The sequence below is a fragment of the Streptomyces sp. MGP-P1 genome, assembly GCF_057766565.1.
Genome location: NZ_JBYMEM010000006.1, coordinates 78,583 through 102,980, shown reverse-complemented (window position 1 = coordinate 102,980; position 24,398 = coordinate 78,583). Strand labels below are relative to the sequence as shown.

Below are 24,398 nucleotides of genomic sequence, written 5' to 3'. Positions count from 1 at the left end.
CTTACTTGGTGGGGACTGTGGGGACAGAGGGAGTGATGGTGAGGGTGGGGCCCAGCAGCCAGGCCGCGATCTCGCGGATGGCGCCGTAGCCGCCGGGGGTGGTCGTGACGGCGCGCGCCGCGGCGCGTACCGAGTCGTGGGCGCTCGCGACGGCGACGGGCCAGCCGGCGATCGAGAAGCAGGGCAGGTCGTTGACGTCGTTGCCGACGTAGAGGACCCGGTCGGGGGCGATGGACTGCTCGTCGCACCACCGCTTCAGCGCCTCGTCCTTGCGGTCGATGCCGTGCAGGACGGGGATCTGGAGCTTGCGGGCCCTGGCCGCGACGACCGGGTTCTGCTCGGTGGAGAGGATCAGGAGCGGCACTCCCGCCTTGCGCAGCGCGGCGATGCCCAGGCCGTCGCCCCGGTGCACGGCGACCGTCTCGCGGCCCTCGGAGTCGACCATGACCCGGTCGTCGGTCTGGGTGCCGTCGAAGTCCAGGACGACCGCGTCCACGTCCGCGAGGGAGGGCAGCGGGGAGGGGTCCAGGAGCGGGGCGAGCGCCCGGGCGCGGGCCAGGTCGTGCGGGTCGTCGATCTCCAGGACCCGCGCCGGGTCGGTGGGGACCAGGGCGGTGTGGCCGAAGAAGCGGTGGCGGTGGGTGCGGAAGCCCGCCGCGTCCATCGCGTAGGCGGCGCCGGTCTCCAGGTGGTCCTGGGGGCGGTCCTGGCGGCGGGGGCGTACGGACTTGTCGTGGTTGACGCCGTACGTTCCCTCCTCGACCGCGTGCCCGTCGCGCCAGACGAAGCCGTGGAAGGGGGCGACCGTGACGGCCGTGTCCGCGCCGTCGTGGGCCACCGCCCGGGCGACGCCGTCGATGTCCTCGCGGGAGACGAACGGGCTGGTGCACTGGACGAGGAGGACCACGTCGACGCTCCGGGCGCGCTCGGCCTCGTAGACGTCCATCGCGTGCAGCACGGCCGCTTCGCTGGTGGCGGTGTCGCCCGCGATGGCGGCGGGGCGCTCGACGACGTGCAGCCGGTGGGCGGCCCGGAGGTCGGCGGCGGCGGTGCGGGCGGCCTCGGCGATCGCCCCGTCGTCGGTGGTGACGACGACGTCGGTGACCTCGGGGGCGGCGAGCGCGGCGCGGACGGCTCGGGCGACCAGGGGGATGCCGCCGACCTCGGCGAGGTTCTTGGCGGGGACGCCCTTGGATCCGCCGCGGGCGGGGATCACGGCGAGGACGGTCGGGGGCGGTTGCATCGTTGTCCCTGGGGTCATGGTGGCTGCTCCTGGAGTCGTGGGCCCCGAGGCCCCGGGGGCTCCCTCGGGCGAGGTCACAGCTCCCCCATCCGGCGGATCACGGGGGCGACGCGCTGGACGCCCTGGCGGTAGGCGCCCCGGGCCGCGTTGCGGACGGTTTCGCGCACCGCGCCCCGGACCCGGCCGGGCTCCTGTGGTGCGGCGGCCCCGGGGAGGGGCGTGCCGTCGGGGGCCAGGTGGTGGCGGCCGAGGATGCCGGGGAGGTAGCCGGGAGCGGTGGCGGGTGTGTAGTAGGGCGCCGGCGGCGGGAGTTGGCCGGTGGCGAGGAGGGCGGTGACCTTGGCGCGGGCGGTGTCGTAGGCGGTGCCGTACGAGCCGTCGGCGGCGACGCCCTGGCCGGCCAGCCACGCCCCGTCGGGCCGGGGCCGGACCCCGCCGTCGAGCCGGTCCCAGGAGGTGAGGAGCCCGGAGCCGACGAAGTGGTGGTTGCCGAGCGTCTCGCGGACGCCGAGGTCGGTGAGGACCGCGGTCGGGATACGGCGGTGCAGGGACTCCAGCGCGGCCGTCGAGGAGACGGTGACCAGGAGGTCGGTGCGGTCCAGTACCTCGCCCATGTGCCCGTACACCAGGCGGAAGTTGGGCGGCAGGCCGCCGGGCAGCCTCTGCGCGAGCTTCTGGTAGGGCAGTTCCTCGATGTGCGTGGTGTGCTCGCCGGGCTTGGAGCGCAGCTTCAGCAGCACCTCGCGGCGCGGGTGCAGCCGGGCGTGCTCGACGAGCCTGCGCAGCAGGTACGTACGGTCGGCGCGGGAGGCCGGCACGGAGGGCTGGGCGGCGAACACCACCGTGTCGCGGCCCTCTTCGGGGCGGTACGGGGCTCCGCCCAGGAAGGGGAGGGCGGCCTCCGTGACGGCCGAGGCGTCGGCGCCCACTCCCTCGTACACCGCGCGGAAGCGCTCCGCGTCGTGGGCCGAGTTGGCGAGGACGACGTCCGCGCCGTGGCGGAGGAGGAGCCCGTCGGCGAGCTTCTCGTAGACGACGCCGACGTATCCGGTGACGACGACGGGGCGGCGCGGCAGGTCGAGGGCGGCGAGGCCGTGCAGCATGGCCTGGACGCCGCCGCCGACGAGGGCGAGGACGACGAGGTCGTACCCCTCGTCGCGCACGGTGTGCAGGAACTCGACGGCGGTGACCTCGCGGACCCGCCCGGCGTCGATCCCGACCTCGCCGACCTCCGCGAGTTGGCGGGGCGTCGGGGTGGCCCGGCCGCGCAGCAGCAGCCCGCTGACCTCGACGGGCCGGGCGTCCGGGCCGTCCGTCCCGGCGGTCAGGCGGCGCGCGGTGAGCGCGCCCCATTTCCACCGGGTGTCGGAGTCGGCGAGGACGGCGACCCGCAGCGCCGGTCGGGGCGCGGCGGGGGTTTCGGCCGGTTCGGCCTCATTGCTGGTACGTGGGGGCACGTCCTAGAAGTTAGGAAGGCATTTCGATGCGCGGCCCAACGTGATGGCAACAGATGGTTAACAGCGAGCCGACGCTTGGGGGCGGGCCCGAATAGACCCCCAATTCCGGTCCAGGAAAAGGTAGTTCACCTGAGGGACGGGCGTTGTTCACCTTCTGGGCGCATGGCGGAAAAGGAAAGGGCCGGAGCCGCACCTAACGTGATGCGCGTGGTTAAGCTCTCCGTCATCGTGCCGTTCTTCAACGTGCGGGCCTACGCGCCCGACACGCTCAGAAGTCTGCGGGCCAACGCCCGCGAGGACTTCGAGTTCCTTCTCGTCGACGACTGTTCGACCGACGGGACACCCCGGCTGCTGCGCCGGGCCGCCGACGAGATCCCCGGGGCCGTGGTTCTGCGGCACGAGGTGAACGGCGGTCTGGCGACCGCGCGCAACACCGGTCTGGAGGCCGCCCGCGGCGAGTACATCGCCTTCCTGGACGGCGACGACTGGCTGGCCCCCGGGCACTACGAGCGGCTGGTGGCCCGGACCGAGGCGCTGGGCTGCGACTTCGTGCGCACCGACCACGTCCAGGCGAACGGGAAGTCGCGGACGATTCGCCGGGTGCCGCACGGGCCGCACGGGGTGGTGAGCGACCCCCGGGCCGCGATCCTGCCCGCCCACCGCACCACGTCGGTGGACTACGCGTTCGCCTGGGCGGGCCTCTACCACCGGCGGCTGCTGGACCGCGGGCTGCTGCACTTCACCGACGGGCTGCGCACGGCCGAGGACCGGCCGTGGATCTGGCGGCTGCACCGGGAGGCGGAATCCTTCGCCGCCCTGGGCATGCTCAGCCATTTCTACCGGCGCGGGGTGGCCACGTCGCTGACCCAGATCGGCGATGTACGCCAACTCGATTTCCTGCGCGCTTTCGACCAGGTGATCGCCGAGACGGCCGCCGACCGTGACGCGGACGCTTTGCTGCCGAAGGCCGTACGCACCTACTGCTCGGTCATCGCCCACCATCTGGGCTCCCTCGACAAATTCGAACCGCCAGTGGCCCGCGAACTGAAGTCGCGCGGCGCGGACGCCCTGGGGCGCCTGCCGCAGCCGCTGCTGGACGAGGCTCTCGACGCCATGGACGTGACACGAGCGACCCGGGTGCGCAGGCTGCGCCGCCGCGCGGTCGCCGCGAAGGGGGCCTCGGCCGCATGACCATCCGGATCTTCCACGCCTCCTCGCCCGCCGCGACGGTGCTGCTCGCCGCGGCCGTCGACGCGGGCTGCTTCACCGAGCCCGACCGCCGGATCCTGCTGCTGTCCCGGACGGGGCCGGCCCCGGAGGCCGTCGCCGATGTCTCGGAGACCGCCGGTTTCGAGCGGCTGCGCGCCCGGTTCGACGAGGTCCTCTCCTGGAACGACGCGATCTCCCCCTTCCACCCGGACGGCTGGAACCCCCGGGCCGACGACGCCCCACTGTGGGAGCGCCACTTCCGGCGCGCCTGGGGTCTCGGCGACGAGGAGCTGGAGCTGGTCGTGGACTCCCCGCACGCCGGTCCCGCCCGCGCCCTCACCCAGGTCTTCGCCGGTGTCCCCGTCGATGTGTACGCGGAGGGGCCCGGCGGCTACGGCCCGACCGGGGAGAAGATCCCCCCGCTGACCGGGGTCCGGGTGCGGCGGCTGCTCCATCCGGACCTGGTTCCCGGGGCGCGCCTGTTGTTGCTGGGCGAGTACGGGGTGGAGCAGCGGACCGTGCCGGCCGAGGCGATCACCAAGGTCGTCGGTGAACTGGCGGACGCGGAGGTGGGGTTGCCCGCCGCCGAGGCGCCCGCGCTGCTGCTCGGGCAGGACCTCGCCGGGGCCGGGCTCATCACGGTGGCCGAGGAGGCGGGGCTGCGGCTGGAGATGGTGCGCGGGGCCGCGGCCCTCGGCCACCGCCGGCTGGTGTTCGCGCCGGACCCGTACGCGCCGTGGGAGGACCCGGCGGCGCTGCGCGCCGAGGCGGACCGGCTGGGCGTCGAGCTGACCGTGCTGGACACCGTGCGGCCCGTCGTGGCCGATGTGCTGCTGCACCGGCTGCGGCCCGCGCTGGTCGTCGGGTGCACCTCGGCCGCCCTGTTCGGGGCGGCCCGGTTCCACGGCCTCCCGGTGGCGGCCGTCGGCACGGGGCTGCTCCTGGAGCGTCTGGCCCCGTACGAGAACGCCGAGCGGATACCGGCGACGCTCGCCGACGCCCTGCTGCCGGGGATCGGTGACGCGGAGACGGTCGCCGCGCAGCCGCCCTGGACGGGTGCGGAGTTGGACGGTCTGCTCGCGGCCGTCGCATTCGCGATGCGGCCGAGGGTCCGCCCCGATCTGCGTCCGGCAGCCGAGCGCTATCTCTCCACGCACCTGGACGACCGCACCTGGCGCTACTTCAAGCGCCGCCGCCTGGCCTCGCTCGCGCTTCCCGGCGTGGTCCCGGCCCGGCTGGCGTTCCTGCGGAGCAGTCCGGCCCTGCGCCGGGTGGCCCGGCGGGCCAGGGCGTTGCGGAGCGGCCGGGGCTGAGGAGCGGTTGGCGTTGCGGAGCGGCCGGGGCTGAGCAGCGGTTGGGCGGCCAGGGGCCCCTCCCGGTAAGCGCGGCAGGCGCGCGGGGCGGCCGGGGCTGAGGAGCCGCTGAGCGGCCAGGGGCCCTCCCGGTGAGCGCGGCAGGCGCGCGCGGGGCGGTCAGCCCAGCACCTTGCTCGCGCCCGCGCGGCCCCACAGCATGGCCGCGCCGAACGACACGGCCGTCGTGGCCACCGTGATCCCGACCACGAGCGCGGCGGCGGCCGGGCCGCCCAGGTCCGCCCGGACGAAGGCGTCGGTGAGGACGCCGAGCACGAGCACGTGCACCAGGTAGGCCCCGAACGACGCGTCGGCCAGCCGGGTCAGGGCGGGGCGCAGCCCCTCCGGGACGCGCAGACCGTGCAGGGAGATCAGGACGCCGCAGCTGAACAGGGCCACCAGGACGTGGGCGTACGGGATCGCGTAGTGCACCTCGTGCTGGTACGCGATCACCCCGGCCAGTCCGGCCGCCGCGAGCAGCAGCCACGGGAGCCGCCTCCGGCCGAACGTCCCGGCCGGAGCGGCGAGCAGCAGCGCCCCGAGCACCGCGTAGATCAGCTGGTACGGCCCGAACGCCCAGCCGAAGCGGGGCAGTTCGCGTCCGGTGGCCTCGGCCAGGTCGCCGAAGAGCGACGGTGCGGACGCCAGGACCAGCAGGGCCGCGCCGAGGCCCCAGGGCCGCTTGCCCGACCTGACCAGCACGACCAGGCCCAGGACCATGATCACGGGGAGGTAGGCGTAGAGGTACCAGAGGTGGTAGGCGGGGCGGACCGAGGCGAACACGGAGTCCAGCGCCAGTTCGCCCACCGGGTCGTCGTTGGTTCCGCGCAGCCTGCCCCAGGCGAGGTAGAGCGCCGTCCAGACGGCGAGGGGCACCACGATCCGCACGATGCGCCGCCGCAGCCGCGCGCCGTCCTTCGGCGGGGCCCCGACCAGGACCACCCAGCCGGCGATGGCGAAGAAGAGAGGCACGGCGAAGCGGCCGACGGAGTCGGCGGTCAGCCCGGCCCAGTAGGTGCCGGCCCCCTGGGACGCGGTCCGGCCCACGGCGTTCACGAAGGCCGATCCGGCGTGCAGGCCGATCACACCGACCGAGCAGAGCAGCCGGATCAGGTCGATGTCGTAGCGGTGCTCGCGGACGGGACGGGGCGTCTCCGGAACCGTCGGCGCCGGGGCGGGGGCGGGGGCGGGGGGTGTGGTCGGCATGGTCCTCAGGGGGTGGACGGGGCGCGCAGCAGGGCTACGGACGGGGTGGGACCGGGCGTCACGCCCGGCCCCCGGGGCGGGCGGTGTGGTCCCGGTCGGCGGCGGGCCTGGGCGCGGGAACCGCGTGGCCCGCGCCCGGGTCGCCGAACGGGTCGGGCAGGCCGGTGAGTTCACGCAGCCGGGCGAGGTTGTCCCGGGTCACCGACCAGAGCAGGTCCTGCCGGTCGTGGACGTCGGCCACCGCCGCCGGGTGGTCGGCCAGGACCGCGCGGGCCCGTTCCGCGAGCCTGGTTCCGAGGGCGCGCTCGTGGACGGAGACGCCCCAGTCGGGCCGGTCGATGTCGGCCAGGAAGTAGGCGAGTTTGGGGTGCGAGACCAGGCTGATGACCGGGGTGCCGCAGCCGAAGGGGATCATCCCGGCGTGCCCGCGCATCCCGATCACCAGCCGGGTGCGCCGGTAGAGGTCCCGCATGGCGTCGTTGGAGAGCAGGTACAGGGGCTCCACGGGGAGCGTGAGGCCGTGCTCCCGGCGCAGGTCGTCGACGAAGCGTTCGTCGGCGGGCATGTGCGCGGCGTAACGGACCTCGGCCGACGCGGACACGGCCCGGATCGCGGCGGCCATCTCGGCGAGGAAGTGCCCGTAGTCGTGGCCGAAGCGGAGCCCGGCCCGGTCGTAGGCGCAGTTGACGAGCACGGTGTCCTCGCGCGCGGCCGGTTCGGCGAGGCGGGGGTCGAGGTGGCGGGCGACCGTGGTGGGGCAGGGCTGGTAGCGCACCTTCTCGCGCAGCGACTCGGGCAGCAGTTCCCTGACCCGGGCGACGGAGCCGTGGTTGCGCAGCCCGAAGAACGCGGACCGCTCGACCAGGGCCCGCAGGGAGGCCGCGAACCGGTCGCGGCGGTAGCGCTGGCCGTCGAAGACGTTGTAGCCGACGGCGAAGACCGCCAGCGGGGCGGTGATCCGGGCGAGGACGTCGTCGGGGATGTTCCACTGCCAGCCGCTGTTGCCGTTGGGCGCGGTGTCGGGGAGGAAGAGTCCGCCGCCGCCCACGATCACCGCCCGCCGGGCGTTCAGGCGTTCGAGGGAGGCCTCGTCGACCAGTAGGTGCGCGTGCTGCTGGTGCCAGCGGTCCGGGCCGGTGTCGGCGGTGAAGCAGCTGCGGACCGCTTCGGGCAGCACCTTGTCGCCCGCGTTCTCCTCCCCGTCGGCGAACAGGGCGACGTGGGCGAGCTGTTCAGCGGGCCGCGTACGGACGGGCTCGCGTTCGACTGCGGCCAAGGCGGCCGTACGGGCGTACCAGGCACGGCAGTTGGCGTCGGTCGGGTCGGTTTCCAGACCTGCGAGCGCATAGCCGCGGGCATCCTCGGTGCGGCCCAGCAGCCAGGCCAGTCGGGCCAGTTGGCCGAAGGCGCGGGGTGCGAAGTCCGGGGAGGCGGTCGCCAGCAGCAGGTGTGTCTCGGCCTCCTCGTACCGGGACAGCGCCATCAGGCAGACGCCGAGCGTCTCGTGGCAGCGCGGCAGGTCGGGGCGGCCCGCGACGGCCTCTCCCAGCAGGGCGACGGCCTCGTCGTGCCGGCCGCGTCCCCGGTGGATCTCGGCGAGCTGCCGGACCAGGTCGATCGGCGGCCGGGACCCGGAGGGGAACGGGAGCGCGAGGTGCAGCAGCAGATCGGGGTGCTTGGGGCCGGGCAGGGCGAGGAAGGCGGCCCGGAACGCCTCGTCGTCCAGGTCGAAGCGCGCCCTGGCCGCCCGGGCGGGGGCGAAGCCGGTACGGGTCGCGGGAACGCCCGCGAAGTTCAGGACGACGACGTCCTCGGGGACCGGCAGGCCGTCGTGGAGCCGCCGCGCCGGGAAGTCGTCGCGGGAGTCCAGGGGTACGAGGGGTACGAGGAGGCCTGCCGGGATGTCCTTCGCCCCGGGCGGCACCGGACCGAGGTCCTGGCGCTGGATCACCATCAGTCCGTCGTCGGGGACGCCGCCGCGCGGGTCCGGGGCGCCGTCGGGTCCGGGGCGCGGCACGGCGGCCACGCCCGTACGGAGCCTCAGCAGGGCGCCGAGCCGGCCGAGGGCGACCATGGCGGGGGTGAGGGCGATCACCGTGTCGTACCCGTCGAGGCGGAACACGTCGTCGCGTCCCTCGGCCGGGCGCGGGATCAGCCGGGGGTGCAGTCGGCGCGCGGCGTCGAAGGCGGCGTCCGGCAGGCCGGGGTGCGGGACGACGACGTCCTCGCAGAGGGCCGGGTCGCTCAGCGCGAGGCTGCGCAGGAGGGCGTGGAGCCCGGGCAGTTCGTCCGCGTCGGCGACGTACACGGCGAAGGCGATCCGGCGCTTCCCGGTGACGGCGCGGCGGTCGTCGTCGGCGGCGGTCTCCGTGGCCGCAGCGCTCGTTGCGGGGCCGGTCTCGGACCCGGGCGTGGAGTCGTTCGTCGTCATCTCAGGGTGATCCTCACCGCGGTGTCGTCCGTGTTCGCGGCCCGTGTCCCGACCCATTCCCGTTCGCGCGGGGACAGGGCCGCCGGTCCTTCGAACCCGATGAGGTCCACCCGGGCCGGGGTGCCCAGGAAGTCGAGGAGCCGCAGCACGGTGTACGCGGTGCTCGCGGGTCCCGCGCCGCCGGGCTCCTCGCCGAGCAACGCCGGGTCGTACAGCGGGCGGCGCAGCGTGGCGTCGCCGACGCGGTCCTGGGCGCCGGGGACGAGCCGGCCGCGCAGGGCGAGCCGCCAGTGCGGGAGCGGGTCGCCGAAGACCAGCCGGACACCCGCCCGCCGGTCCCAGCGGGGGCCCTTCCACGGGGTGTCGCCGCGCAGGGTGCAGGCGTGCAGATCGGTGCGGGCGGCGGGGGCGGTGTGGCGTACCTCGTCGCAGCGCACGACGAGGTCGTAGCCGTGGATCAGGGCGGCCATCGGGCTGCCGGGTCGCCGCTCCTGCTCGGCGGTGCGCGGGGTGTCGGCGACCAGGCACACCGTGCGGCCCGCGACGAGCCGGCGCAGACCGGGTACGCCGATGGGCTCGGCCCCGCCCAGCAGCGGGTCGGCCATCGGGTCGCGGTCGGAGAGCCGGCGGTGCTCGGCGTAGAGCGCGGCGAGCCGGCGCACCATCGGGTCCCCGGCCCCGTGTTCGGCGGTACGGAGCCGGACGAGGTCGGTGAAGGCGGCGCGGGCCTCGGCGGCGGGAAGGTGCCGCGACAGGCGGGCCGCGGCGCGGGACGCGTCCGTTTTGGCCCCCGCCGTCTCCCGGAACAGCGTCAACGCCTCGTCGACGCGGTCCCCGGCGGCGCGGAGGGTGACGATCCGGCGTTCGACGTCGCGGGAGGCGGCGGCGTTCTGCTGGAGCGCGAGGTGGCGTTCGTACGCGGCGATGGCCTCCTCGCCCCGGCCGAGCGCGTCCAGCGCGTTGCCGCGCAGCCGCCACGCGCCCTTGGAGCGGGCGCGCACGGCGGTCGCCTCGTCGGCCAGGGCCAGGGCGAGGCGTGCCTCGGCCTCGCCCCCGCTGTCCAGGGCGTGTTGTCCGGTGCGCAGCAGCGCGTCGAAGGCGTCGGCGCCCGGAGTGGAGCACGCGGTGGTCAGGGCGCCGATCGACGCGATGAGCCGGGTGTGGCGGACGTCGGTGAGGGGGCCGGTGGCGGCGAGGGCGGCGAGGTGGTCGCCGCAGAGCCGCAGGGCGGCCAGGAGCGCCGGGTCCGGTCCGCCGCCGGGCGCCCGGGGCCGGTGTGCCGGGCCGTCCCGCTATCGCACGTACTGACGTGAGCAGCCCGGTGAGGGTCTGGCCCATGCTCGTTCCGCCGTTCTGTGAGTCGGGCTGTGGGGTCGGACACCGACCCGGGTCCGCGCCCCGGCCCCGGGTCAGAGGCCCAGGGTGCTGCGGGTGCGCCGCACGGTGCGGCGCACCCGGACCGCGGCTCCCCGGGGGCCGCCGCCGGGGAGGGTGAGGCTCTGGAGGCGGCGGCGTTTGAAGTAGTGCTGGGTCGTGGGGTCGAGCCGTTCCCGCAGCCAGGCCTCGGCGTCGGGGCGCAGCCCGGGGTTGAGCTTGGCCTGCATGCAGTAGCCGACGGTCCTCACCAGCGGGGCGAGGGTGTCCGGGGCCGTGCGCGGTAGCAGGGGGACAGCCCCGGCGCCGTGCGCGTCCAGGTCGGGGACGAGGTGGTCGGTGATCGTCAGCGGGACGCGGTTGCTGTTCTCGTACGGGGTGATGCGGTCGAGGACCAGGCGGGTGCCGACGCGGGCGACGGGGATGCCGTAGTAGGCGGCGGCGGTGAACATCGCGGTGGAGAAGCAGCCGACGACCAGGGTGGGCGCGCACCGCTCGTACAGCGTCTCGGCGAGCAGCGGGCCGTCCAGGGTGGTGAGCCGTACGCCGGCCGCGGCGGCGGCCTCGTCCAGGGCGCGGGAGTAGCCGGCCGGGGCGGTGGGGTGCGGCTTGAAGAGGATGGAGGTGTGCCCGGCGCGGGCGGCCCCGCGCAACATCCGCACGTGCAGGTCCTCTTCCTCCTCCACGGTGAGGATGTTGAGGGCGGCGAGGTACTGGCCGAGCAGCATCGCGGTGGGTACGGCGGCCTCGGCGGCGGCGAGCTGCTTGTCCCCGTCGGCCGCGGCGGCGATCTCGGCGAGGACGGTGCGGAAGGCGTCGTCGGGGACGAGCTCGGGTTCGACGCCGGCCTCGGCGAGGAGGAGCGGGCGCAGCCCGGTGACCAGGTCGAGGTGGAGGACGCGCCGGATGCGGCAGGCGATGGACTGCGGCAGCCGGTTGCGGGTGGGGCCGTAGCTCATCAGGCCGTCGGCGTAGACGTGGACGGCGCTCTCGGAGAAGATCGCGGCCAGCGCGCGGCCCGGGTTGACCTGGATGGACTCGACGGCCAGGTCCACGGGGGCGTCGGGGGCGATGTCCCAGGCCAGGCGGAAGGCCCGCTGCCACAGGACGGTCTCCTCGGAGCGGGGGCCCCAGCCGCTGGGGTGGTGCGGGCTGATCGCCTCGTTCCAGTCGACGACGGCGTCGAAGCGGGCGGCGAGGGAGCCGTAGCCGCGCATCTCCTCCAGGCGCAGGGCCGTTTCGGGGACGGCCGCGTTGTTGGAGACCAGCAGGATCCGGTGGCTGTCGGTGGCCCGGCCGAACTGTCCGGCGTCGAGCGCGGCGGCGAGGGTGGCCGCCCCGTACAGGGTGGACACCTGGAAGATCTGGGTGCGCGGGGGCGTACGTACGGAGGTGGGTACGGGCGTGGGTACGGACATCGGTCAGGCGGCCTTCTGCTTGGCGCGCAGACGGCTGAGGAGCGTGCCGCGCTTGTCGTCGATCATCGTCAGGGTGCGGTCGAGCACGTCCTGCGGCATCCGGTGCAGTGCGGCGGCCGACTCGGAGCGCAGCCGCCGGGCGGTGGCGGGCTCGTAGTCGTCGGCCTTCTCGTTGTGGAAGGCGATCATCGCGCAGTAGGTGCGGACGGCCTTGGGCAGCAGGGTCTTCGCGTCCCGGTCCGCGCGCAGCTGGTCGAGCAGCGTGTCGTAGGCGGGGAAGAAGTCGAGTTGGCGGGCGTCCTTGATCTGGGTCAGGGAGGTGGTGACCCCGCGCCGGTAGAAGATGCCGTACAGCCCGAGCGCCGCGTAGGTGCGGGCGCGCAGATGGAGCTGCCAGATCCACAGCCGGTCCTCGGCGGTGCGCAGTTCGGTGGCGAAGCGCTGGGCGCCGTCCGCGAAGAGCCGCCGGTGGTAGATGCCGGCCCAGACGAACGGGTAGTCGACCATGGTCTCGCGCTCGGGCACCCCGATCCCGTCGCGGGGGTCGAGCAGGGTGTCCCGGAGGGGCGCGGGGGCGCGCCGCACGACGCGGGTGGTGCCGGTGGACTGGACGTGGTCGGTGCGGGCGAAGTCGCAGTCGAGGTCCTGGGCGGCGCGCACCAGCCGGTCCAGATGGCCGGGGGCGTACCAGTCGTCGCCGTCGAGGAAGGTGAGGTAGTCGCCCTCCGCGGCGTCGATGCCGCTGTTGCGGGCGGCCGCGATGCCGACGTTCGTACCGTGTCTGATCACCCGGGTGCGCGGCAGCCGCTCGGCCCAGTGGTCGACGATGTCCTGCGTGCCGTCGGTGGACGCGTCATCGACCAGCAGGAACTCGATGTCCGGGTCCGCGTTGCGGGCCAGGCTGCCCAGCGTGGTCGGAGCGTAGGCCGCGACATTGTGGAGCGGTACGACAACGGACAGTTTCGGCACGCGTGCCCTCGCCTTCGATCATGGTCCCGACAACCTAGTGAGACGGCGGGAGGATCGGGTGACGCCCGCCACGACAGCGGGTGAACTCTGCGCGTCCGCGGAATGACCGGCCACGCGCGCCGGAGAACGTTCCGGGCACGCGCGCCGGAGAACGCCGGACAACGGGGCTTGACCTCAACTTTGCTTGAGGTTCTACGTTCTGAGGCATGAACTACTCACACGACGACGCAGGACTCGCCCGCCAGCCGATCGGCTACTGGAGCTGGGCCGCGCACGAGGCGACGGTCACCCACATCCGCTCGGCGCTGGCCGAATACGGACTCACCCAGCCTCCCTGGTGGGTGCTCAACCAACTGGACGGTGCGGACGAGGAGGGGCGGGACCGGGCCGAGCTGGTCACCATGCTCAGCGGCTACCTCGACACCGGGGCGGACGGCATGGAGGAGGCCGTGGAGAGCCTCCTCGAACGGGGGCTGGTCTCCGAGGACACCGTGGCCCGGCTGCGGATGACCCCCGAGGGGCGGGCGCTGCGTGAGAAGGCGCTCGCCCGGGTCACCCGGGCGAGCGCGGAGATCCACGAGGGCATCCCCGAGGCGGAGTTCGTCGCCGCGCTGAAAGTGCTCCAGCGGATGATCCACAACGTCGGGGGGAAGGCCTGGCACCAGTGAGGCCGGAGCTACACGCTGCTGAACGAGAGCTTGGCCGCGAACCCGAGGAACAGGACGCCCGCCGCGGAGGTGGCCCCCGCCGACAGTCGTTTACGGCGGCGGAAGGCGGCGGCCAGGCGGGTGCCGCCGAAGATCAGCACGGAGAGGTACGCGAAGCTGGCGAGCTGGAGGAGCGTGCCGAGCACCAGGAACGACAGCGCCGGGTAGGCATAGGTCGGATCGACGAACTGGACGAAGAAGGAGATCAGGAACAGGATCGCCTTCGGGTTGATCAGGCTGACCACCAGGGCCCGGCGGTAGGGCCTCTCCACGGGGGCCGTCGCCCCGGAAGCCCCGGAAGCCCCGGCCGACGCAGCCGCGCCGGCGGCCCCGGCGGCGTCCACGGTCTCCGCCAGTTCGGCGGTGCGCCGGTGCCGCTCGCGCCACAGCGACACGGCCGCCCGCAGCATCCCGATAGCCATCCAGGTCAGATAGGCCGCGCCCGCGTACTTGACGATCGCGAAGAGCAGGGGCGTGGTCTGGAGCAGGGACGCGGCGCCGAGCGCGGAGAGCGTCATCAAGATGGCGTCCCCGGTCCAGACGCCCGCGGCGGCCGCGTAGCCGGTGCGCACGCCGCGACGGGCGGCGACGGAGAGCACGTACAGCGAGTTCGGCCCCGGCAGAAGGACGATCAGCGCCAGACCGGCGAGATAGGTCGGAAGATCGGTGACACCCAGCATGGACGGAGTCTCGCACGCCTGTACGGGGTGTCGTCCAGGGGCTTTCACCAGGCGCTATCGGCGGTCCGGCCGCACCCGGGAGACAAGCGCGCCGTGCGGGCGGACCCGGCCATGATCGGCCGGGCAACCCCTCGGGGGGCTGGACGCGCGGCCGGGGTCCGACGGAGGATTCGGTGACCGGGCCGGGCGGGAATTCCGTACAGGAGGCGCCGGGCGGGCGGTGAACCAGGGGGGACCGAGCATGGCGGACACGTACAGCGGGTGGGACGGCCGGGGAGCGAGCGACCCGGGCGGGACGCGGCCGTCCGAAGCGGTCGCAGGACCGGGACCCGGGCCGGGACCGGGACCAGGGTCGGGACCGGGACCGGGGTCGGGACCGGGACCGGGGCCGGGGCCGGGGCCGGGGCCGGGACCGGACGTAGCCGCCGAGCGGTGTGCGGGCGGAAGGATCCGGGGGCGCCGCGTCGCCGCCGCCTCCCTCGTCGCGCTGGCGGCCCTCGCGACGGGATGCGAGCCGGGGACCGCCGAAGGGGCGCAGGAGGTGCCGCCGCCGGTGCGCGCCACGCAGGCGGCCGCGCCGACGCCGAGCCCCTTCCTCACGGCCCCCGCCCCCACGACCGAGGACGCGAAGCCGCGCACCGCACCCAGCCCGTCGGCGTCCACCGCCGCCCCGGCCCCGGCCCCGACGAGGGCCAGGCCGGCCCCGAAGACGAGCTCCGCACCGCCGCCGCGCGTCCTGATGCGTACGGGGTCCGAGAGCGACCAGGTGCGGGAACTCCAGGCCCGGCTCCGCCAGATCGCCCACTTCGGGCGGAATCCCACCGGCTACTACGGCTCCGTCACCGCCGACTCCGTACGCTCCTTTCAGGCCAAGCGGCGGCTGCCGGTCACCGGAAGCACCGACGCGGTCACCTGGCAGCGGCTGCTGGCCATGACCCGGGTGCCGACGGCCGCGGAGCTGGACCCGCCGACCGAGCGGCGGGTGGCCGCGCCGGACGAACGGTGCCTGAAGGGCCGGGTCCTGTGCATCAGCAAGAAGAGCCGGACCCTGGCGTGGATGAACGACGGCAGGGTCGTCTCCGCGATGGACGTGCGCTTCGGCTCGGAGTACACGCCCACCCGGGAGGGCGTGTTCGAGGTGTTCTGGAAGTCCCGCGACCACGTGTCGACGCTCTACGACACCCCGATGCCGTACGCCCTGTTCTTCAGCGGCGGCCAGGCGGTCCACTACTCCGCCGACTTCGCGGCCAACGGCTACGGCGGCGCCTCGCACGGCTGCGTCAACGTGCGGGACAAGAAGAAGGTCGCGGCCCTGTTCGACCAGGTGAAGAACGGCGACAAGGTCGTCGTCTCCTGGTGATCCGGAACGGATGGCGCGCTGCCTGCCGGTGATCCGGCGTACGGCGGGCGAGGAGGAGAGGGCGCGGGCGGGACCGGGGGAACGTGTCCCGCCCGCGCCGATGCGCTGAGCCGAAGGTACGGGGGGAACCCCGGCTCGTTGCGCGGCCGATGACCAGTCGGCTCACTCTGTACTGCGCCCGGCCTCCGGAAAACGTCACACCCGGCCGCCCTGGCGGGTCGCGAGGCCTCTTGCACCGCAGGTCAGGGGGTGGCTCGGGCCGGCAGCGAGCGGTCCAGATCCGCAAGGAAGGTTCTGGTCGCCGACGGGCGGTTCAGCAACCAGCGCGGTGGCGGCGGTTCAGGCAACCAGCGGGGCGCGGTTCGGATCATCAGCGCGGCACGGTTCAGATCATCAGCAGGCAGGACGGCGGTTCGGGTCGTCACGGAGCGGTTCAGATCATCAGCAGGCAGGACGGCGGTTCAGGTCGTCACGGAGCGGTTCAGGTCGTCAACGAGCGAGCGCGGAGGCCACGCCGGAGCTCCTCGGGAGCGGCGGGGCCTCGGTGTCCGTCCCGGCACCCGTCTCCGGGGCCGCACCGGAGCGCGGTACGGGGTGGAAGGAGACGGGCGGCAGCGCGCCGCCGTCACCGTCGCCCGGCCCGTTCTGACCGTCGTCGTCACCGTCATCGTCACCGTCACCGGAGCCGCCGGAGCCGCCGTTCCCACCCTTCCCGCCGTTCCCACCGTTTCCGCCACTCCCGCCGCCGCCGTCGAGGAGGCGGTCGCAGAAGCGCTCCAGGTTCTTCTCGCCCTTCGCGAACCGGATCAGCTGCCGTCGGCTCCGGTCGTCCAGGCTGCCGTCGCGGAAAGCCTTGCAGGCCTTGACGGACTGCTCGTACCAGTTCCCGGACGCCGTGTCCTCGCCGGGGCCGTCGGGCTTCTCCTCCTGGCCCGCGCCACCCCCGGCCGTCTCCTCGCGACCGTCGCCGCCCGGCTTGTCCGGACTGCCCGGGCGGTCCTCGCCGGGCTCCCGGCCGGTGTCGCCGGTTCGCGCGCTGTCGGGGTGCTCGGGCCCGTCGGACTCCCGGGTCGCGGGCGAGGAGGGCTCCTTGGACGCGTCGGGCGGGGGCGGGTGCGCCGGGGACGACGGGGCGTCCGCGTGCCCGCCGGAGCTCAGCGGGCCCGGGGTCACGGCGGCCGACACGGAGGTGGCCGGCGCGGGCGAGCCCTGTCCGCCGAACGTTCCGGTGAACACGCCGGTGCCTGCGGCCACCGCCACCCCGCCGAGCGCACAGCCGGCGAGCGAGGCGACCAGGCCGAAACGGACCGGCCGACTCCAGCGTGGGCGGCGGGCCGGGGTGTCGGGGGCGGAGCCGAGGTGGACGGCGCGCAGCAGACCGGGCCTGCCGGGGACGGCGGCGGAGAGACCGGTGAGCCGGTCCACGCCGTTGCCGTGGCCGGCCTGCCGGAACGCGGCGAGGACCGCGTCCTCGCCGGGGAGTTCGCCTGCCGGGGTCCTGGACCCGCCGCGGGCCGCGCCGAGTGCTTCGGCGAGCCGGAAAGCGTCGGTGCGGGCCTCGTCGCCGACGGGGACGACCGGTTCGCCGCGGAGCAGTCTCTCCGCCGCGTCCTTGTCAAGCCACTCGTAGTGCTCGTCGGCCATCACATGTCCTTCTGCGTCCACGGTCGCGAATGCGTCACACCGGGAGTGACCCCGGCGGGCGCCACCGGACCGCCCCGCCCGGGGCGCTGCGCGGGTACGCCTCCGAGGCCGGCGCCACCGGCCGCCCCCTGGCCCGCACCGTCGTCGCCGCCCCGCGCCGGGTCCGGGGCGTCGTCCACGGGGGCGCCGTCCGTCCGGTTCGCCCCGGGGTGCTCCGCGCCGAGGAGTTCGGCCAGTCGCTTGAGGCCCCGGTGGGCGGCGGTGCGTACAGCGCCGGGCCGCTTGCCGAGGGTCTGCGCCGCGCTCTTCGCATCGAGCCCGACGACCACCCGGAGCACGACGGCCTCGGCCTGGTCCTGCGGCAGCTGGGCGATGAGGGACATGGTGCGGTCCGTGTCCAGCGCCTCGATGGCGTCGCCCGCGGTGTCGGACTCGGCGGCCCGCGCCGTCAGTTCGGTCTCGTCGCCGCCGATCGCGGGGCGGCGGCTGCGCATCCGCAGATGGTCCAGCGAGCGGTTGCGCGCGATCCGGGCGGCCCAGCCCCGGAACCGGTCGGCGTCACCGCTGAACCGGTCGAGGTCGCGCGCTATCTGCAGCCACGCCTCGGACGCCACGTCCTCGGCGTCCGGCTCCCCGACCAGCGTCCGTATGTAGCCCAACAACCGTGGCTGCACCGCGCGGTACACAGCACGGAAGGCGTCCTCGTCCCCGTCCTGTGCCGCGAGCACCGCGGCAGTCAGCTCCGCGTCGTCCCCCAGCACTCCCTCAACCCGCTCTGCCGTCCTCGATCGCAGCTGGTCAACTGCTGCGCAACCCTGCGCGAACCAGCACGCTACGTGCTCGGCGGGGGCCGCGTCCATGACTTGTACAACCCGCAACAATTCGTCGGCCGACGCGCGGTGTGACAGAAAACGCAGTCATGGCGCTGAGATGAGTACGGGGTCGTGCTGCGACCCCGTGGAAGACGGCCGGGGCCTCTCCTGTGGGGGGTGGCGGCCCCGGTCGTCGCTCCAACGTGTGGTCCTTTGGCCTGGCGCTTCGTAGGCCGCTTACCCCCTCCGTGACCAACGCGCCGGCGAATCCTTCCGGGTGAGCGCGTTCTCGGAGTCGACCCTGCCGCTTCTGCCGGAGAGCCTGCGGTCAGCGGCGGTGGTCACCGGCAACCCCGTACGGCCGGAGGTCCTGACCGGCCACCCCTGCCACCCCTGCCGCCCCTGATCGCGCAGGGTTCACGCCCACGGGTTACCCGGCGCTCCTGTGTCTGCCGGACGTATGGGGACCGGAGCCGTTCCGGCCGTTTCTCCGCCTCGTTATTCCGGGTACCGCACGGCCGAGGCCGCCGGGTGGGAAGACGAGCAGAAGGAGGTCCGGCCGTGGACACGGACGCACGCCAGCAGGGGAAGGACGCGCGGGGAGGCGCGGGGCTCCTGGAGATCGCCTCGGGAGGGTCCTTCTCGCGCGCACTGGCCGTGGCGGCCAGGCTGGGGATCGCGGACGTCCTCGACGGCGCCTCCATGACGTCCGTCGACATCGCGGGACGGACCGGCAGTGATCCGGAGGTGATGCTCCGCCTCCTTCAGACCCTGGCCATGCGGGGAGTCTTCGTGCGCGACGGGGACGGGTTCCGGCTGGCGGAGAGCCACGCCGCCCTGCGCGGCGACCATCCCCGTTCCCTGCGGCACCACTGCATCCTGCTGGCCGAGACCTACGACGACGCCTTCGCCGGACTGCTCGGCACGGTCACGACCGGGCGCTCCGGGTTCGAGAACGTCTTCGGCCTGCCGCTGTACGCGTACCTCGGCCGGACACCGGAGGCGGAGCAGGTCTTCGACGCCGCGATGGCGGAGCTGGCGCGACCGACGGCCGCGGCGCTCGCCGAGAAGTTCTCCTTCTCCGGGCCGGGGCGGCTGATCGACGTCGGCGGCGGGAACGGCACGCTGCTCATGTCGCTCCTGGCCCGCGATCCGGCACTCCAGGGGACCTGTGTCGACCGGCCGGGCGTCTGCGCCCGGGCGGCGGCCGGCCTGGCGGAGGCCCCGGACCGTTCGCTCGCCGACCGGCTCCGCTTCCAGCCGGCGGACATCTTCGAGGAAGTGCCCGAGGGCGGCGGGGTCTACCTGCTCAAGAACGTGCTGCACGACTGGTCGCCCGAGCAGGGAACGCGCATCCTCACCGCGGTACGGCGGGCCATGGAGCGCACCGCGCACGCCGTCGACCGCACAGGAACGCGGCCCAGGCTGATCGTGCTGGAGCCCCTGCTCGACCGGGAGTCGGACGGCGCCCATGCCCTCTACCAGATGGTGCTCTGCGGAAAGGAGGTCCGCGGGTTCCGGACCGCCGAAGACGTCTGGCGGCTGCACACGGCCGCCGGCCTCGAACCGCTCTCCGTCACGCGCCTGTCCGACGGGCACCACGCCTTCGAGAGCCGATGTCCGGAGTGATCAGGCTGCTGATCGAACTGCTGATCAGGCTGTCATTCCCGGCCCTCGCGCGTGCCGGCGGTCGCGCGCATTGAGCACGGCCGGCGGTCTCGCGCGTCGAGCACGGCTTCCCCCGCTTCGCCGATCGCCTCCCGGGTTACGCCCCGGGTGGCGATCGGCAACCTCGACCCCACCGTGTCCCGCCCCGTCCCTCAGTCCCGGCTCAGGTCCCTGAGCGCGGTGTTCAGCTCCAGGACGTTCACCCGCGGCTCGCCCATGAAGCCGAGCAGCCGGCCGGTGGTGTGATCGGCGACGAGGTCCTCCACCTCCTTGACGTCGAGGTTGTTCTTCTCGGCGACCCGGTTCACCTGGAGTGCGGCGTACGCCGGGGAGATGTGGGGGTCCAGGCCGGAGCCGGAGGAGGTGACGGCGTCGGCCGGCACGTCCGCGGGCTTCACCTGGTAGGTGGGGGTGGAGTTGTCCTCGACCACGGCGGCCTTGGCTTCGGTCACCCACTGGACCAGTTCCTCGTTGTCCCCGGAGCGGTTGGTGGCCCCGGAGAGGATCAGGGAGTACTGCGTGTTGACGCTGTTGCTGCCGAGGCCGTTGGAGGGGCGCGGCTGGAACCACTTCAGGTCCGGGGCGGGTGACTCCTCGCCGTCCTTCGGCGGGAGGTCGTACCGCTGGCCGATGAGGGAGGAGCCGACGACCCGGCCGCCGCTGTCCTTGATCTCGGAACCGTTGGCCTTCTCGTTGAACAGGGCCTGGGCGACGCCGGTGACGGCGAGCGGGTAGAGGACCCCGCACACCAGGGTGAGGACGAGCAGGGCTCGCAGTCCGGCCCCGAGCACGCGCACGGTGCTGCTGACGGAGTTGTTGGTCATGGCGGATCAGCCGATTCCGGGAAGGAGGGAGAGGAGCAGGTCGATGATCTTGATGCCGACGAACGGGGCGACGATGCCGCCCAGTCCGTAGACGCCCAGGTTGCGCCGCAGCATCCGGTCCGCGCTCGCGGGCCGGTAGCGCACGCCCTTGAGGGCGAGCGGCACCAGCGCGACGATCACCAGGGCGTTGAAGATGACCGCGGACAGGATCGCGGACTCGGGTGAGGTGAGCCCCATGACGTTGAGCCGGTCCAGCGACGGGTACGCCACGGCGAACATGGCGGGGATGATCGCGAAGTACTTCGCGACGTCGTTGGCGATGGAGAAGGTGGTCAACGCTCCTCGGGTGATGAGGAGTTGTTTGCCGATCTCGACGATCTCGATGAGTTTGGTGGGGTTGGAGTCGAGGTCCACCATGTTCCCGGCCTCCTTGGCGGCCGAGGTTCCGGTGTTCATCGCCACGCCGACGTCGGCCTGGGCCAGGGCGGGGGCGTCGTTGGTGCCGTCGCCGGTCATCGCGACGAGCTTGCCGCCGGCCTGTTCCCGCTTGATGAGGGCCATCTTGTCCTCGGGCGTCGCCTCGGCCAGGAAGTCGTCGACCCCGGCCTCCTCGGCGATCGCCTTCGCGGTCAGCGGGTTGTCACCCGTGATCATGACCGTACGGATGCCCATGCGGCGCAGCTCGTCGAACCGCTCCCGCATCCCCTCCTTCACCACATCCTTGAGGTGGACGACCCCGAGGACCCGGGCGCCGTCCGCGTCCTCCACCGCCACCAGCAGCGGCGTACCGCCGGCCTGGGAGATGCGGTCGGTGAGCGCCTGCGCGTCCGGGGAGACGCTGCCGTCGCGCTCCTTCACCCAGGCGATGACCGAGCCGGTCGCGCCCTTGCGGACCTTCCGCCCGTCCAGGTCGACGCCCGACATCCGGGTCTGCGCGGTGAACTCCACCCAGGCGGCGCCGGTCAGCTCCCCCTGGGTCCGCTCCCGCAGCCCGTACTTCTCCTTGGCGAGTACGACGATCGACCGGCCCTCGGGGGTCTCGTCGGCGAGCGAGGAGAGCTGCGCCGCGTCCGCGAGCGCGCCCTCGGTGACGCCCTCGACCGCGAGGAACTCGGCGGCCTGACGGTTGCCGAGGGTGATGGTTCCGGTCTTGTCGAGGAGCAGGGTCGACACATCGCCCGCGGCCTCGACCGCGCGCCCCGACATGGCCAGGACGTTGCGCTGCACCAGGCGGTCCATGCCCGCGATGCCGATCGCGGACAGCAGGGCCCCGATCGTGGTGGGGATCAGACAGACCAGCAGGGCGGCGAGCACGATCAGCGATGTCTGGTCGTCCGCGCCCGCGTAGATCGCGAAGGGCTTCAGGGTGACGACGGCCAGCAGGAAGACGATCGTGAGGGACGCCAGCAGGATGTTCAGGGCGATCTCGTTGGGCGTCTTCTGCCGGGAGGCGCCCTCCACCAGGTTGATCATGCGGTCGATGAAGGTCTCGCCGGGCTTCGTCGTGATCCTGATGACGACGCGGTCGGACAGCACCTTCGTACCGCCGGTGACGGCCGAGCGGTCGCCGCCGGACTCGCGGATGACCGGGGCGGACTCGCCGGTGATCGCGGACTCGTCGACGGAGGCGACGCCTTCCACGACATCGCCGTCACCGGGGATGGTGTCGCCGGCCTCGCAGACCACCAGGTCCCCGATGCGCAGGTCCGTCCCCGCGACCCGCTCCTCGTTGGGGCCGATGACCCGGCGGGCGACGGTGCCGGTCTTGGCCTTGCGCAGGGTGTCGGCCTGGGCCTTGCCCCGTCCCTCGGCGACGGCCTCGGCGAGGTTGGCGAAGACGGTGGTCAGCCAGAGCCAGGCGGTGATCGCCCAGCCGAACCAGTCGGTCGGGTCGGTGAACGCCAGCGCGGTGGTGACCACCGAACCGACCAGCACGACGAACATCACCGGCGACTTCACCATCACGCGGGGATCGAGCTTGCGCAGCGCGTCCGGGAACGACTTCAGCAGCAGCTGGGGGTCGAACAGCCCGCCGCCGACCCGGTTGGCAGCACCGTGGCCATCGGCCGGCGGTATGTCCCCGTGCGGCGCGCGCGTCGGGGTGGGGGTGACGGTGCTCATGAGGCGAGCCCTTCGGCGAGCGGACCCAGCGCCAGGGCCGGGAAGTAGGTGAGTCCGGTGATGATGAGGATCGTGCCGACGAGCAGCCCCGAGTAGAGGGGCTTGTCGGTGCGCAGCGTGCCCGCGGTCTCGGGCACCGGTTTCTGCCCGGCGAGCGAGCCGGCCAGGGCCAGGACGAACACCATCGGCAGGAACCGGCCGAGCAGCATCGCGATGCCGATGGTCGTGTTGAACCACTGGGTGTCGGCGTTGAGCCCGGCGAAGGCGGAGCCGTTGTTGTTGGCGCCGGAGGTGTAGGCGTACAGGACCTCGGAGAAGCCGTGCGCGCCCGAGTTGGTCATCGAGTCGGCGGGGGTCGGCAGGGCCATGGCGACGGCGGTGAAGCCGAGCACGAGGGCCGGGGTGACGAGGATGTAGCAGGCCGCGAGCTTGATCTGGCGGGTGCCGATCTTCTTGCCGAGGTACTCCGGGGTGCGTCCGACCATCAGCCCGGCGATGAACACCGCGATGATCGCCATGATCAGCATGCCGTAGAGGCCGGAGCCGACACCGCCGGGCGCGATCTCGCCGAGCTGCATGCCGAGCATGGTGATGCCGCCGCCGAAGCCGGTGTACGAGGAGTGGAAGGAGTTCACCGCCCCGGTCGAGGTCAGCGTCGTGGCGACCGCGAAGATCGACGATCCGGCTATCCCGAAGCGGGTCTCCTTGCCCTCCATGGCGCCGCCTGCGATCTCGAACGCGGGCCCGCGGTGGGCGAATTCGGTCCACATCATCAGCGCCGTGAAGCCGATCCAGATGACGGCCATCGCGCCGAGGATCGCGTACCCCTGCTTCAGCGATCCGACCATCCGGCCGAAGGTCCGCGTCAGCGCGAACGGGATCAGCAGGATGAGGAAGATCTCGAACAGGTTGGACAGGGGGTTGGGGTTCTCGAAGGGGTGGGCGGAGTTGGCGTTGAAGTAGCCGCCGCCGTTGGTGCCCAGCTCCTTGATGACCTCCTGGGAGGCGACCGCGCCGCCGTTCCACTCCTGCGTGCCGCCCATGAACTGGCCGACCTGGTGGATGCCGGAGAAGTTCTGGATCGCCCCGGCGGCGACCAGGACGATCGCGCCGATCACCGAGATCGGGACCAGGATGCGGACGGTCCCGCGCACCAGGTCGGCCCAGAAGTTGCCGAGTTCACCTGTACGCGACCGGGCGAAGCCCCGTACGAGTGCCACCGCGACGGCCATGCCGACGGCCGCGGACAGGAAGTTCTGCACCGCGAGACCGCCGGTCTGCACGACGTGGCCCATGGCCTGTTCGCCGTAGTACGACTGCCAGTTGGTGTTGGCGACGAAGGACGCGGCGGTGTTGAACGCCTGGTCCGGGTCGATCGAGGAGAAGCCGAGCGAACCGGGCAGCGAGCCCTGCACCCTTTGCATCAGGTACAGGAAGAGAACGCTCACCGCCGAGAAGGCGAGCACTCCGCGCAGATAGGCGGGCCAGCGCATCTCGGTGGCCGGATTGGCGCCGATGGCCTTGTATATCCACTTCTCCGGGCGGTAGTTCTTCTCGGAGGAGTAGACCCTGGCCATGTAATCGCCCAGCGGGCGGTAGGCGAGGGCGAGAGCGGCGATCAGGGCTGTGAGCTGGAGCAGACCAGCGACCTGGGGACTCATTTCCTTGACTCAGAACCTCTCCGGGTAAAGGAGAGCGAGGATGAGATATCCGAGCAGGGACACGGCCACGACGAGGCCGACGACGTTTTCGACGGTCACAGCTTGGTCACCCCCCGGGCGATGAGAGCCACCAGCGCGAACACCGCGATCGTGGTGGCGACGAAGGCCAGATCGGCCATCGCGAGCTCCTGATTGACGTGATGAAGAAAATCGGCCGTTTGGCCGATACGAGCAAACCGCGACTTCATCGGGGCGATAAGCC

19 protein-coding genes and 1 pseudogene are annotated in these 24,398 nt (G+C 73.2%); 5 read left to right on the top strand and 15 right to left on the bottom strand.

What is annotated here, in order from left to right; genetic code table 11:
- Position 1: 1 nt before the first annotated feature.
- Positions 2–1,243: a cytidylyltransferase domain-containing protein gene (locus AC3CH1_RS16180; protein ID WP_488464411.1), complete on the bottom strand. Its 1,242-nt coding sequence runs from the start codon at positions 1,241–1,243 to the stop codon at positions 2–4.
- Positions 1,244–1,317: 74 nt separating this feature from the next.
- A complete protein-coding gene (locus AC3CH1_RS16175) occupies positions 1,318–2,700 on the bottom strand; it encodes a DUF6716 putative glycosyltransferase (protein ID WP_488463592.1) in 1,383 nt (460 codons plus the stop codon).
- A 207-nt stretch (positions 2,701–2,907) separates the two neighbouring features.
- Here AC3CH1_RS16175 and AC3CH1_RS16170 point away from each other — a divergent pair, with 207 nt between their 5' ends.
- Both AC3CH1_RS16170 and AC3CH1_RS16165 read left to right on the top strand, forming a co-directional pair.
- Positions 2,908–3,891: a glycosyltransferase family 2 protein gene (locus tag AC3CH1_RS16170; RefSeq protein WP_488463591.1), complete on the top strand. Its 984-nt coding sequence runs from the start codon at positions 2,908–2,910 to the stop codon at positions 3,889–3,891.
- On the top strand, positions 3,888–5,222 hold the full coding sequence (locus AC3CH1_RS16165) for a polysialyltransferase family glycosyltransferase (protein ID WP_488463590.1): 1,335 nt from the start codon (positions 3,888–3,890) through the stop codon (positions 5,220–5,222). The genes AC3CH1_RS16170 and AC3CH1_RS16165 overlap by 4 nt, the downstream gene beginning before the upstream one ends.
- 159 nt (positions 5,223–5,381) lie before the next feature.
- On the opposite strand, the gene AC3CH1_RS16160 is transcribed toward AC3CH1_RS16165, so the two are convergent.
- The 5 genes and pseudogenes from AC3CH1_RS16160 to AC3CH1_RS16140 all read right to left on the bottom strand — a co-directional run bounded on the left by AC3CH1_RS16160 (position 5,382) and on the right by AC3CH1_RS16140 (position 12,659).
- On the bottom strand, positions 5,382–6,467 hold the full coding sequence (locus AC3CH1_RS16160; RefSeq protein WP_488463589.1) for an acyltransferase: 1,086 nt from the start codon (positions 6,465–6,467) through the stop codon (positions 5,382–5,384).
- Positions 6,468–6,525: 58 nt separating this feature from the next.
- Positions 6,526–8,898, bottom strand: coding sequence for a polysaccharide pyruvyl transferase family protein (locus AC3CH1_RS16155; RefSeq protein ID WP_488463588.1), 2,373 nt, complete (start codon positions 8,896–8,898; stop codon positions 6,526–6,528).
- A pseudogene (locus tag AC3CH1_RS16150) lies at positions 8,895–10,236 on the bottom strand (hypothetical protein). The gene AC3CH1_RS16155 and the pseudogene AC3CH1_RS16150 overlap by 4 nt, the downstream one beginning before the upstream one ends.
- 71 nt (positions 10,237–10,307) lie before the next feature.
- A complete protein-coding gene (locus AC3CH1_RS16145; protein WP_488463587.1) occupies positions 10,308–11,690 on the bottom strand; it encodes a polysialyltransferase family glycosyltransferase in 1,383 nt (460 codons plus the stop codon).
- 3 nt (positions 11,691–11,693) lie between these two features.
- Positions 11,694–12,659 carry a glycosyltransferase family 2 protein gene (locus AC3CH1_RS16140; RefSeq protein ID WP_488463586.1) on the bottom strand — a complete coding sequence of 322 codons (966 nt, stop codon included), beginning with the start codon at positions 12,657–12,659 and terminating at the stop codon, positions 11,694–11,696.
- 206 nt (positions 12,660–12,865) lie between these two features.
- Between AC3CH1_RS16140 and AC3CH1_RS16135 the strand changes: the two genes are divergently transcribed.
- A complete protein-coding gene (locus tag AC3CH1_RS16135; RefSeq protein WP_488463585.1) occupies positions 12,866–13,327 on the top strand; it encodes a MarR family winged helix-turn-helix transcriptional regulator in 462 nt (153 codons plus the stop codon).
- 8 nt (positions 13,328–13,335) lie between these two features.
- On the opposite strand, the gene leuE is transcribed toward AC3CH1_RS16135, so the two are convergent.
- Positions 13,336–14,046, bottom strand: coding sequence for a leucine efflux protein LeuE (leuE, locus tag AC3CH1_RS16130; RefSeq protein ID WP_488463584.1), 711 nt, complete (start codon positions 14,044–14,046; stop codon positions 13,336–13,338).
- 241 nt (positions 14,047–14,287) lie between these two features.
- Here leuE and AC3CH1_RS16125 point away from each other — a divergent pair, with 241 nt between their 5' ends.
- The gene (locus AC3CH1_RS16125; RefSeq protein ID WP_488463583.1) at positions 14,288–15,406 is read left to right on the top strand and encodes a L,D-transpeptidase family protein; all 1,119 of its coding nucleotides are present in this window, start codon (positions 14,288–14,290) and stop codon (positions 15,404–15,406) included.
- Positions 15,407–15,895: 489 nt separating this feature from the next.
- Here the strand turns inward: AC3CH1_RS16125 and AC3CH1_RS16120 are convergent, their stop codons facing one another.
- Positions 15,896–17,050: a hypothetical protein gene (locus AC3CH1_RS16120; RefSeq protein ID WP_488463582.1), complete on the bottom strand. Its 1,155-nt coding sequence runs from the start codon at positions 17,048–17,050 to the stop codon at positions 15,896–15,898.
- On the bottom strand, positions 17,050–17,811 hold the full coding sequence (locus AC3CH1_RS16115) for an RNA polymerase sigma factor (protein ID WP_488463581.1): 762 nt from the start codon (positions 17,809–17,811) through the stop codon (positions 17,050–17,052). Before AC3CH1_RS16115 ends, AC3CH1_RS16120 begins: the two co-directional genes overlap by 1 nt.
- A gap of 612 nt (positions 17,812–18,423) precedes the next feature.
- On the opposite strand from AC3CH1_RS16115, the gene AC3CH1_RS16110 reads away from it, so the two are divergent.
- Positions 18,424–19,491 (top strand): methyltransferase, encoded by a 1,068-nt coding sequence (locus tag AC3CH1_RS16110; protein ID WP_488463580.1) that lies wholly within the window; start codon positions 18,424–18,426, stop codon positions 19,489–19,491.
- Between the two features lie 191 nt (positions 19,492–19,682).
- Here AC3CH1_RS16110 and AC3CH1_RS16105 read toward each other — a convergent pair whose 3' ends face one another.
- Genes AC3CH1_RS16105 through AC3CH1_RS16085 form a run of 5 tightly spaced genes read right to left on the bottom strand, consistent with a single transcriptional unit; the run spans position 19,683 to position 24,384 of the window.
- Positions 19,683–20,354, bottom strand: coding sequence for a potassium-transporting ATPase subunit C (locus tag AC3CH1_RS16105; RefSeq protein ID WP_488463579.1), 672 nt, complete (start codon positions 20,352–20,354; stop codon positions 19,683–19,685).
- A 6-nt stretch (positions 20,355–20,360) separates the two neighbouring features.
- Positions 20,361–22,475: a potassium-transporting ATPase subunit KdpB gene (kdpB, locus tag AC3CH1_RS16100; RefSeq protein WP_488463578.1), complete on the bottom strand. Its 2,115-nt coding sequence runs from the start codon at positions 22,473–22,475 to the stop codon at positions 20,361–20,363.
- A complete protein-coding gene (gene kdpA / locus AC3CH1_RS16095) occupies positions 22,472–24,136 on the bottom strand; it encodes a potassium-transporting ATPase subunit KdpA (RefSeq protein ID WP_488463577.1) in 1,665 nt (554 codons plus the stop codon). Before kdpA ends, kdpB begins: the two co-directional genes overlap by 4 nt.
- Before the next feature lie 9 nt (positions 24,137–24,145).
- Positions 24,146–24,235, bottom strand: coding sequence for a K(+)-transporting ATPase subunit F (gene kdpF, locus AC3CH1_RS16090; RefSeq protein ID WP_018955984.1), 90 nt, complete (start codon positions 24,233–24,235; stop codon positions 24,146–24,148).
- Entirely contained in the window at positions 24,232–24,384 is a 153-nt protein-coding gene (locus tag AC3CH1_RS16085; RefSeq protein ID WP_488463576.1) for a hypothetical protein, read from the bottom strand. The genes kdpF and AC3CH1_RS16085 overlap by 4 nt, the downstream gene beginning before the upstream one ends.
- Positions 24,385–24,398: the final 14 nt, after the last annotated feature.

Bases quoted from the DNA above. Each gene is read 5' to 3' on its own strand.
- AC3CH1_RS16180 (WP_488464411.1), bottom strand. From the start codon at position 1,243: ATGCAACCGCCCCCGACCGTCCTCGCCGTGATCCCCGCCCGCGGCGGA.
- leuE (WP_488463584.1), bottom strand. From the start codon at position 14,046: ATGCTGGGTGTCACCGATCTTCCGACCTATCTCGCCGGTCTGGCGCTG.
- AC3CH1_RS16135 (WP_488463585.1), top strand. From the start codon at position 12,866: ATGAACTACTCACACGACGACGCAGGACTCGCCCGCCAGCCGATCGGC.
- AC3CH1_RS16120 (WP_488463582.1), bottom strand. From the start codon at position 17,050: ATGGCCGACGAGCACTACGAGTGGCTTGACAAGGACGCGGCGGAGAGA.
- kdpA (WP_488463577.1), bottom strand. From the start codon at position 24,136: ATGAGTCCCCAGGTCGCTGGTCTGCTCCAGCTCACAGCCCTGATCGCC.
- AC3CH1_RS16085 (WP_488463576.1), bottom strand. From the start codon at position 24,384: ATGAAGTCGCGGTTTGCTCGTATCGGCCAAACGGCCGATTTTCTTCAT.
- AC3CH1_RS16105 (WP_488463579.1), bottom strand. From the start codon at position 20,354: ATGACCAACAACTCCGTCAGCAGCACCGTGCGCGTGCTCGGGGCCGGA.
- AC3CH1_RS16160 (WP_488463589.1), bottom strand. From the start codon at position 6,467: ATGCCGACCACACCCCCCGCCCCCGCCCCCGCCCCGGCGCCGACGGTT.
- AC3CH1_RS16125 (WP_488463583.1), top strand. From the start codon at position 14,288: ATGGCGGACACGTACAGCGGGTGGGACGGCCGGGGAGCGAGCGACCCG.
- AC3CH1_RS16165 (WP_488463590.1), top strand. From the start codon at position 3,888: ATGACCATCCGGATCTTCCACGCCTCCTCGCCCGCCGCGACGGTGCTG.
- kdpB (WP_488463578.1), bottom strand. From the start codon at position 22,475: ATGAGCACCGTCACCCCCACCCCGACGCGCGCGCCGCACGGGGACATA.
- AC3CH1_RS16155 (WP_488463588.1), bottom strand. From the start codon at position 8,898: ATGACGACGAACGACTCCACGCCCGGGTCCGAGACCGGCCCCGCAACG.
- AC3CH1_RS16145 (WP_488463587.1), bottom strand. From the start codon at position 11,690: ATGTCCGTACCCACGCCCGTACCCACCTCCGTACGTACGCCCCCGCGC.